At 70.2% G+C, this 8,963-nt stretch carries 10 protein-coding genes; 8 read left to right on the top strand and 2 right to left on the bottom strand.

Annotated elements, in window-relative coordinates; genetic code table 11:
* Positions 1-450: 450 nt before the first annotated feature.
* The gene (locus AB0H37_RS44675; protein ID WP_360618797.1) at positions 451-1,152 is read right to left on the bottom strand and encodes a class I SAM-dependent methyltransferase; all 702 of its coding nucleotides are present in this window, start codon (positions 1,150-1,152) and stop codon (positions 451-453) included.
* A 291-nt stretch (positions 1,153-1,443) separates the two neighbouring features.
* Between AB0H37_RS44675 and AB0H37_RS44670 the strand changes: the two genes are divergently transcribed.
* The 5 genes from AB0H37_RS44670 to AB0H37_RS44650 all read left to right on the top strand — a co-directional run bounded on the left by AB0H37_RS44670 (position 1,444) and on the right by AB0H37_RS44650 (position 6,077).
* Positions 1,444-2,646 carry a DUF6004 family protein gene (locus AB0H37_RS44670; protein WP_179834663.1) on the top strand — a complete coding sequence of 401 codons (1,203 nt, stop codon included), beginning with the start codon at positions 1,444-1,446 and terminating at the stop codon, positions 2,644-2,646.
* A gap of 132 nt (positions 2,647-2,778) precedes the next feature.
* Positions 2,779-3,663, top strand: a complete 885-nt coding sequence (locus AB0H37_RS44665) for a class I SAM-dependent methyltransferase (RefSeq protein WP_329091273.1) — start codon at positions 2,779-2,781, stop codon at positions 3,661-3,663.
* Entirely contained in the window at positions 3,663-4,331 is a 669-nt protein-coding gene (locus AB0H37_RS44660) for a hypothetical protein (RefSeq protein WP_179834665.1), read from the top strand. Before AB0H37_RS44665 ends, AB0H37_RS44660 begins: the two co-directional genes overlap by 1 nt.
* A 16-nt stretch (positions 4,332-4,347) precedes the next feature.
* Positions 4,348-5,646, top strand: coding sequence for an AarF/UbiB family protein (locus AB0H37_RS44655; protein WP_329091271.1), 1,299 nt, complete (start codon positions 4,348-4,350; stop codon positions 5,644-5,646).
* A gap of 71 nt (positions 5,647-5,717) precedes the next feature.
* Complete coding sequence (locus AB0H37_RS44650) at positions 5,718-6,077, top strand: metalloregulator ArsR/SmtB family transcription factor (protein WP_360618794.1); 360 nt, start codon at positions 5,718-5,720, stop codon at positions 6,075-6,077.
* Positions 6,078-6,110: 33 nt separating this feature from the next.
* Here the strand turns inward: AB0H37_RS44650 and AB0H37_RS44645 are convergent, their stop codons facing one another.
* The gene (locus tag AB0H37_RS44645; RefSeq protein ID WP_179834668.1) at positions 6,111-7,262 is read right to left on the bottom strand and encodes a nucleotide disphospho-sugar-binding domain-containing protein; all 1,152 of its coding nucleotides are present in this window, start codon (positions 7,260-7,262) and stop codon (positions 6,111-6,113) included.
* 86 nt (positions 7,263-7,348) lie between these two features.
* On the opposite strand from AB0H37_RS44645, the gene AB0H37_RS44640 reads away from it, so the two are divergent.
* From AB0H37_RS44640 to AB0H37_RS44630, 3 genes are all read left to right on the top strand, one after another.
* Complete coding sequence (locus AB0H37_RS44640) at positions 7,349-7,828, top strand: SRPBCC family protein (protein WP_218935142.1); 480 nt, start codon at positions 7,349-7,351, stop codon at positions 7,826-7,828.
* A gap of 47 nt (positions 7,829-7,875) precedes the next feature.
* The gene (locus tag AB0H37_RS44635; RefSeq protein ID WP_329091267.1) at positions 7,876-8,364 is read left to right on the top strand and encodes an EF-hand domain-containing protein; all 489 of its coding nucleotides are present in this window, start codon (positions 7,876-7,878) and stop codon (positions 8,362-8,364) included.
* 190 nt (positions 8,365-8,554) lie between these two features.
* On the top strand, positions 8,555-8,963 hold a 409-nt coding region (locus AB0H37_RS44630), incomplete at its 3' end, for an ABC transporter permease (RefSeq protein ID WP_360618793.1).

Genomic DNA, 8,963 nt, shown 5'->3' with positions numbered 1-8,963 from the left:
TCGGTGCCGATGTAGTTGTGGTTGAGCATCCTGGCCTCTTCCTGAGCCAGAACAACAACCCGCCGCGCGCGGTCGGTGAACCTCTCGAACATCTCCTCGCTCCTCCCGGGGCCGCCGGTTACTATCAGATTCTAAAGTGATTTGGCGAGGATTGGCGGCTGTTCGCAGTGGGCGTAAGAACTCTGGGAGGGCCCCGGTCCCGGCCGGTCCTCCGTATGCCGCCCTCGACCCGGAAGGGACCCATGTCTCTCGAGAACCATCCCATGGTCGACGCGCTCGTCCCCGGGTCCGCTGACCGGCCCGACGACCCCTACGGGCGGCACGGGCATCCGCGACGCCGATCGGGACCGGGTCCGGCGGCGTCGCGGTCGTCGCGCGAACGGGGCGGCCACGCGGCTCCGTCCTCCCGGCGTGCCGGGTGGGCGTCGGGCATGAGCATCCCGGGCGCGATCAGTCCCGTTTGCGGATCAGCGTGACGCCGTCCCCGATCGAGAGGATGACCGCCTCGACCCGGCCGTCCGCGGCGATGTGATCGTTGAACTCGCGGATCGCCCGGGTGTCGGCATCTCTCGCGCGCCTGGTCGCGGAGACCTCCGCGGGGGGAGCGTCGCCGACGGGGTCGATGACGTGGCCGCGCCACAGGACGTTGTCGGCCAGGACGGCGCCGCCCGGCCGCATGCGCGGGAGCAGTTCCTCGTAGTAGGCGACGTAGTTCTCCTTGTCGGCGTCGATGAAGGCGAGATCGACGACCGGATCCGGGGCGAGCGCCCGTAGCGTGTCCAGCGCGGGGCCGAGCCGCAGCCGGACCTGGTCGGCCACGCCGGCCTGCGCCCAGGCCTCGCGGGCGATCTGCCCCCATTCCTTGTCGACGTCGCAGCACAGAAGGTGGCCGCCCGGGGCGAGGCCCCGGGCGATGCACAGCGCCGAGTAGCCGGTGAACGTGCCGATCTCGATCGCCCGGCGGGCGCCCATGAGCCGCGCCAGCAGGGTCAGGAACGCTCCCTCGTCGGGGCCGATCTGCATCCGCGCCACCGGGCCGAGCCGGGCGGTCCGCTCCATGAGACGGCGCTGTACGTCGTCCAAGGGGAGGCTGTGCGCGGTGAGGTAGTCGTACAGTTCCGCCGTCACCGGCGTGGTCTTGAGCGCGCACATGGCCCCGGCCTCTCCGTGTTCTTCCCAGAAACTTTAATAAATTGTAGCAACATCCCTCTCATTTCCAAGGTGCCCGCGCCGGCCCTGGCGCCCCCTTGTGTTCGCTTTGAGCTGGTCAGTTAAGTGGCCAGTGAAATCCTCGGCCGCCCGGGGCCTTGATGACGTCGCTCGAGCAGGGGTTGACGAGGGCGAATCGCTATATAAAACTTCAGCGAACAGGGCCCCGTCATCGATCCGCGGACCAGGCAGTGGCCCACCACACGTTCTCGACAGACGCTGGAGGTGTCTGGTTTGAGCTCTCTCCGTGAGACGTACGAGTCCCTCAACCTCGAACCCAAGCCGATTCGTCCGCACATCCTCGCCGCGGCCACCGTCGTGTTCGGCGACGACTACTACGCCGGCCGACGGGAGACCATCAACCTGTCCGGCTTCGTCCAGCTGAACAAGTGGCCGATGCCGGGCTTCGAGCACCGGGTGGACGAGAAGGGCCACGCCGAGCTGGAGACCGAACTGATCAGCGCGCCCGAGGTCGGCATCAAGGGGTACAGCTACGAGCTGGACGACCGCATCCAGGTCCTGTCCAACCCGTTCCTCCCCAACTCCGGCCACGTGCGCCAGATCGTCCCGGGCAAGAACTTCCCGGCCGAGTTCTACATCCGGCGCTTCGGCATCCTGGAGACCAGCACCCTGCGGCTGGCCCACCGCAACGTCATCGACATCTACGGCGTGGTCGACAGCATCCCGCCGTACAAGAAGCCGCTGACCGGCCCGTACCTGGGCAGCCCGCGCGGCGACGGCCCGTTCGACGTGGTGCAGGCGCCCAACGTGGTCCGCGGGACCACCCTGCCCGAGGCCTGGTACCCGGCCAACGACCAGAACGAGCCGGTCGGCCTGACGCCCACGGTGTTCTTCGCCGCGAGCGCCGGCCCGTGCATGTCGATGCTGGTCGACCCCTCCATGATCATGCAGGTCTCGCTGGAGGGCCAGATCGAGGTCGAGTACAACGGCAAGACCGAGGTCATCGAGCTCGAGGGTGACTACCGCAAGGCGGCCGGCACGGAGATCCTCCTGTTCGGCCCCGACAAGCACGACGAGGGCCAGGGCGTGCTCGCCCAGATGGCCCGGGTCGCCATGGTCGGCCACAACGAGGCCCTCGGCGGCCGCGTGATGCTGCGGGCGAGCTGGCCGCGGCCTTCGGGCGGCACGCTGGGCGACGGCACCGAGGACAGCCTCAGCCGGGTCAGGTTCCCGAGTGAGCTGCACATCGACGCCGAGCTCGAGCTCGTGACGCCGCACGGCAACCTGTACGCGGCCAGGCCCGCGCACGTGGCCGGCAAGCTCAGGGACCTCGAGGCCACCGGCAGCGAGCTGAGCATGGTCGGCGCGGACGCGCCGCTCGTCACCACCGACGGCACGGTCAAGGCACGGCTGACCGGCGTCCGGCTGGCGATGCGCGACGCCCACGTCGGCGAGACGGCGGCGGTCAACATCTGAGGTTTCCCGCGAGCCTCTTGACGTGACCGGCGGGACTGGATCTGATGGAAATTCCAATAGTTCCAGTCCCGCCGGGACGTGCGTGCGGCCCGCCCCGCCGGCCGTTCCGGGTACCTGCGAAGGGGAGGCGTCGTGGACCAGCGACTGCTGCTGATGCACCAGGCGATGCTCGCCGACCGGCCCCGGCTCGAGGCCTACGGGCGGGCGCTCGAGGACGCGATCCCGCCCGGTGGCGTGGTGGCGGACGTCGGGGCCGGCACGCTGGCGCTGTCCATGCTCGCGCTGCGGTGCGGCGCCGAGCACGTCTACGCCGTCGAGGCCGACCCCGAGATGGCGGCGGTCGCGGCCAGGATCGCCGAGCAGAACGACCTCAAGGGCAGGCTCACCCTCGTCCAGGGAGACGCGCGCCGGGTGCGGCTGCCCGTCAAGGCGGACGTCGTGGTCTCGGAGATGATGGGCAATCTCGGGCCGGAGGAGCAGATGATGGAGGTCCTCGGCTCCTTCGCGCGGCGCAACCTCGCTCCCGGCGGCCGGGTCGTTCCCGAGCGCCTGGTCACCCAGCTGGCGGCCATCGAGTTCGACGGCGAGGGCTGGGGGATCTGGGACGAGGACTTCCTCGGCTACCGGCTGGACGCGGTTCAGGAATGTATAGCCCCCGCGGCACAGCTGCACTTCTTCCAGCGTCCGCCCACGATGCTCAGCCAGCCGGCGGCCATCGCCGACCAGCGCGGCGGCAAGGGGGGCCAGCAGCGGCCGAGCCGGCGGCTGACCATCAACCGGACCGGTCGGCTGCACGCCATCGCCGGATATTTCACCGCCACCCTTGCGCCGGGCGTGACGCTGTCCAACCTCCCCTCCTATCCGGGCTGCAACTGGGCGGTCTGGATCTGGCCGCTCCGGCACACCGCGGTGGCGGCGGGGGACGTGCTGCACGTCCAGATGCACCGGCCCGAAGACGTACGGGTGGCCACCGACTGGCGGCTTGAGTGCGGCCTCAGCAAGAAGGGAGGGCGGTGATGCCTTACGCGGCGGGTTCGGTGCGCGACATCCCGGTTCGCGGCGGCCTGAAACTGTGCGGGCTGACCTGGACGGGACAGTACCTCTGGTATTCGGAAGCCGTGCAGAACCAGATCGCGGCGATGGACCCTAGGACCGGCGAGGTGGTGCGAAAGATCCCGTGCCCCGGCGTCCGCACGGACCTGACCACGCTCGGCGGCAGCCTCGTCCAGGTGGTGGGCGAGCAGCGGACCCTGCGCGTCATCGACCCCGAGTCCGGTGACGTCGTCGGCGAGCTGCCCAACCCGCGGCCCGGGCGGCTCCTGTGCGGGCTGGAGGCCACGAGCCAGGGCGTGTGGACGGGATACGAGGACCTCCAGGTCATCGACCTGCGAAGCGTCGAGGACCTGCGGTTGATCGCCAGCTACCCGGTGCGTCGCCCGGTCGCCGGGGTCACCGTCTCCGACGACTACCTGGCGTACGCCGACTACCGCGGATGCTCCATCAACCTGATCGATCTCAACCAGGGACGCGAGGTGGCGTCGATCACGGTCAACGGCAGTCCCACCGGGATCGCCTGGGACGGCCGGCTGATCTGGTACTGCGACCACGCGACCCTCCAGCTGCGGGCGATCGAGGTACCCGGAATCACCGGAGGCAGGCAGGCCCATGACAACGACAGGCGCTGAGCGACGATCGGAGACGGTGCCCGCCGGACGAGGGTCCCCCGCCCTGCTCGCGCTCGCCGGGCGGGGGGCGCGCGTGCTGGCGATCGTCGCCGTGACCCTGGTGCCGGCCGGGGTCGTCGGGCTCGTCCGGACGGCGCTGCGCGGTCGCACGGCGGGACGCCGGTACCTCTACCGGCGGACGGCCGTCCTGCTGATGAGGCTCGGCCCCACCTTCATCAAGGCCGGTCAGGTCCTCGGCACCCGGCGGGACGTGCTTCCCGCGGCGCTCTGCGACGAGCTGTCCGTCCTCCAGGACTCGGTGGCGCCGCTGAACCGCGCCGAGACCCGCCGCGCCTTCGCGGAGGCCTACGGCATGCGGTCGGTCGAAGGGCGCTTCGCGCACCTCGTGGAGCGGCCGGTCGCCAGCGGGAGCGTGGCCTCCGTCTACCAGGGCACGCTCGCGTCCGGCGGCCAGGTGGCGATCAAGCTCCGCCGCCCCGGCATCGACCGGGTGATGAGGGAGGATCTCGCGCTGATGAGGGCGGGCGCCTCGCTGGCCGCCCGCCTGCCCGTGTTCCGCGGCGTTCCGGTCACCGACGTGGTGGACAACATGTGCGCCGCCGTCCTCGGGCAGCTGGACTTCGCCCGCGAGGCCGACAGCCTGACGCGGCTGCGCGACAACCTCGCGCCCGTGCCCCGGGTGTGGGTGCCGCAGGTGCACCAGGCCGAGTCCCGGCCGCGCTGCATCGTCATGGAGTTCATACCGGACCTGGATGTGGGCGCCGCGGCGAAATGCCCCCTGGCGATGAGGAAGCGGTTCGCGGTGTCGGCGCTGACCGCCATCTACCAGATGCTGTTCGTCGACGGCTTCGTACACTGCGACATGCACCCGGGGAACCTCTACTTCACCCGTCAGGGGCAGGTCGTCGTGCTCGACGCCGGCTTCAGCGTGCAGCTGACCGAGCGCCTGCGCCGGCTGTTCGCCGAGTTCTTCATGAACATGTCCACCGGCCGGGGCCGCCGCTGCGCCGAGATCGTCATCGAGAGCTCGGCGGGGGTGCGCGAGGGCGCCGACCTCGAGGGCTTCATCGTGCGGATGGCCGACCTGGTCGAGCGCAGCCACGGCCTGCCGGCCAAGGAGTTCAGCCTGATCGCCTTCGCCACGGAGATGTTCGACCTGCAGCGCCGGTACGGCATCCACGCCGCGCCCGAGCTGATCTTCCCGCTGCTGTCCCTGCTCGTCATCGAGGGCACCATCCGCGAGCTCGACCCGGAGATCGACTTCCAGGAGACCGCGAAGCCCGTCCTCAACCGCGGCCTCTTCGGCGCCCGGTAGCGGGTCCCGGCGCGGGGCGGGCTCCGGTGAGCGTTCGAGGCCGAGTTATATAAGTTTGATATTATTATCCCGTGCACGCGTTCGATGTTCTCGGCGATCCGGTTCGCCGCCGCATCCTGGAGCTGCTGTCCGGCGGCGGACACTCCTCCGGGGAGATCTGCGCCGTCATCCAGGAGGAGTTCGGGATCTCCCAGCCGGCGGTGTCGCAGCACCTGAAGGTGCTGCGCGACAACGGGTTCGCCTCGGTCCGGGCCGAGGGGACGCGGCGCCTGTACGCGATCGACCCCGGGCCCCTGCGCGAGGTCGACATGTGGCTGGAGCAGTTCCGGCGGTTCTGGGCCCAGCCCCTCGACGCACTGGCCACGGAGGTCGCCCGGGGCCGGCGCGAGGGCCGCGGCGCGGCGGGGAACCGGACGCCGTGGAAAGCGTGATCCACTCAGGTCGCCCGCCCCGGGGGAGGGCGGCTACAGGCGCGCGACGAGGTCGGCGAGCTCGGCGGCGACGGCCGTGGGGGACGGCAGGCCCGCGACCTCCGTGTGGACCTCGGCGGTCGCCGTCCGCAGCGTCTCGTCCTCGAGCAGGCGCTCCAGCATCGTCGCGGTGATCTCATCGGCCGGCGCCATCAGCCCGATTCCCCGGTCGCGCACATCCTGCCCGATGGCTTCGGAGGCCACGTCCTGCGGGTCGAGGGCGACCATCTGCGGGATGCCGGCCTCCACCGCGGTCAGGACGGTGTTGGCGCCACCGTGGTGCACCACCGCCGAGCACGTCCGGAACAGCTCGCCGAAGGGGACCCAGCCGTCGGCGGGCCGGACGTTCGCCGGCAGCGTGCCCAGGGCGGAGGCGTCGACCTTGCCGAGCGCGAGCACGAAGTCGGCGTCCACCTTCGAAGCGGCCTCGATGACCGGAGGCAGGGTGCCGAGGCCGAAGAACCTGGCCGAGAATCCGCCTCCGAGCGAGAGCACGACTCGCGGCCGCTGCGGCCGCTGCCGCCACAGCCCGCCCAGGACGCCGCCGCCGTCGTAGGAGTGGCCGCCCATGAACCCGCCCTCGGGCCTGGCGTGCAGCATGCTCGGCGGCAGCCGCTCCAGGATCATCGCGGGACGCGGGATGGCCGGGACCCCGTACTCGGCGCACAGATCCGACAGCAGGCCGGCCGTCAGCTGATGGGTCCGCCCGGTGGTGAAGGGCCCGAGGTTCCGCTGGACGGCCGGAACGCCGAGCCTGGCCGCCGCCATCGCCCCGACGGTGGTCGTCTGCTCGTAGACGACGAGGTCCGGGCGCCACTGGTCGACCACCTCCATGGTCCCGGGGACCAGCGGCCGGTTGAACCCGGCGAACATGGGCGCCCGGGGGGAGATGTCCCTGTCCGGCCCGACATTGCGGTACCACGTCTTCGCGAACTCGGGATCGTCCTCGAAGACCTTCTTCGCGATCGCCACGGCGTCGTAGCCCGGCGCGACGTCGACCACCGGCAGGCCCGCGTCGGCCGCCCACTCGGGGCGTTCCGCGAGCGCCACGAGCACCTCGTGACCCGCCGAGCGGAAGGCCCATGCCAGGGGCACGAGCGTAAAGACGTGGCCGGCCGCGGGGACGGAGATGAACAGCACGCGCATGGTGGAATCCTCCCTGGGGCATGGACCGAGCGCCGACGAGGAAATCTCCGGTCTACTCCTCCAGGAGATTACTATATATAGTTCAAGTGTCTAGCGAGCTGGAGGAGTTCGTGACGCTGCCGATCTGTCCGCCCGACCTGTCGGCCAGGCCGTACCGCGCGATCGTGGACCACCTCGCGGACGCGCCGGCCGACGCGGTGTTCCGCGCCTGGACGGAGCGGTTCGACCAGTGGTTCGCCCAGCCGGGCGAGATCGTCATGAAGGCCGAGGTCGACGCGCCCTACTTCTTCCAGACGTTCCACGAGGGACGGCGGCACCCGCACTACGGCCGGTTCCTCCGCGTCGACCCGGACCGTCTGATCGAACTGACGTGGCTCAACGAGGCGGGAACCCGCGGGGTCGAGACGGTGCTGACCGTCGAGATGTCACCCCGGCCGAGCGGCTCCCTGCTGCACCTGACGCACGCGGGCTTCCCGGACGACAAGGTGAGGGAAGAGCACGAGACCGCGTGGAGATCGATCCTCCTGAACCGCCTCGATCCCATCCTGCGCGGGGCGGAGGCCTGACCGGTGGCGACGCGCGCCACGCGTTCCCGATCCGAGGAGTGTTCCGCATGGCCACTGCCGAAGAGTACGAAGCGCTCTTCAAGGCTTTCGACCACGACGGCGACGGCATCATCGAACAATCCGACGTCGACCTGCTGGTGCAGCGGTGGTGCCGCGCGCTGCACGTCTCGCCCGGCTCCCCGCAGTGGCTGGCGATCACGCGACCGTCCAACAGGCTGTGGCAGCAGTTGAAGGGGCGCGTCGACGAGGCCGGGGACAAGAAGGTGAGCAAGGGGGAGTGGGTCGCCTCGCACGAGCAGCCGGGCTTCATCGAGAACGTCGCCATTCCGTGGGGCGTCGCCGTGTTCGACATGGGCGCCGACGCCGACGAACGAGTGTCCCTCCAGGTGTGGATGACGACGCATTCGGCGACGGGCTACCCGCAGCTGGAGAGTCTGGCAGGGTTCCAGCGCCTTGATGAGGACGGGGACGGCTATCTCGACAGGGACCCCTTCGTGAAATACATCGAAGGCTTCTACCACCGCGACAACGCCTGATCGGTTCTGGACGGCTCCGCCATCGCGGGCCCGGGGCCGGCCCCGTCGAGCGCCCTGGCATGGCGCGGGCGCGACGGCCACCGACCGCCCGGCCTCCAGGGCACCTCATTAGACTTGCCTTATATAAGCTCCGGGTTTATTATTTGCCCTGGACGGCCCGAGCGCGGAGTGAGTGAGGGAGGCGGGCGAGATGACCACGTCCCAGCCGGTGGCGGACGAGAGACTGCGCGGACCCCTGCTGACGCCCCGCGAGCGCCCGCCGAGGGCAGGCGCGCTCTCGGCGTCGCTGACCTTCGCGCTCCGCTCGCTTCTGAAGATCAAGCGGGCGCCCGAGGGGCTGTTCGGCGCACTGCTGCAGGCGGTCATGTTCACCCTGCTCTTCACCTACCTCTTCGGCGGTGCCATCGCGGGGTCCCCCGGCGCGTACCTGGACTTCTTCCTCCCCGGGGTGTCGGTCATCGCGGTCGTGCTGGCGAGCATGAACACCGGGTTCGGGCTGAACGTGGACATCGACCAGGGGGTCTTCGACCGGGTGCGGTCGCTGCCGGTGTGGCAGTCGTCGGTGCTGGTCGGGGCGATGCTGGGGGATGTGGTCCGGT

This window comes from Actinomadura sp. NPDC023710 (assembly GCF_040639875.1).
In the GTDB taxonomy this organism is placed as follows: domain Bacteria; phylum Actinomycetota; class Actinomycetes; order Streptosporangiales; family Streptosporangiaceae; genus Spirillospora; species Spirillospora citrea.
Note: the sequence above shows the minus strand (reverse complement) of the source record. Positions and strands in the feature narration are given on the sequence as shown.

Bases quoted from the DNA above. Each gene is read 5' to 3' on its own strand.
- AB0H37_RS44645 (WP_179834668.1), bottom strand. From the start codon at position 7,262: ATGCGCGTGCTGTTCATCTCCGTCCCCGCGGCCGGCCACGTCTTTACG.
- AB0H37_RS44675 (WP_360618797.1), bottom strand. From the start codon at position 1,152: ATGTGCGCGCTCAAGACCACGCCGGTGACGGCGGAACTGTACGACTAC.
- AB0H37_RS44635 (WP_329091267.1), top strand. From the start codon at position 7,876: ATGGCCACTGCCGAAGAGTACGAAGCGCTCTTCAAGGCTTTCGACCAC.
- AB0H37_RS44660 (WP_179834665.1), top strand. From the start codon at position 3,663: ATGCCTTACGCGGCGGGTTCGGTGCGCGACATCCCGGTTCGCGGCGGC.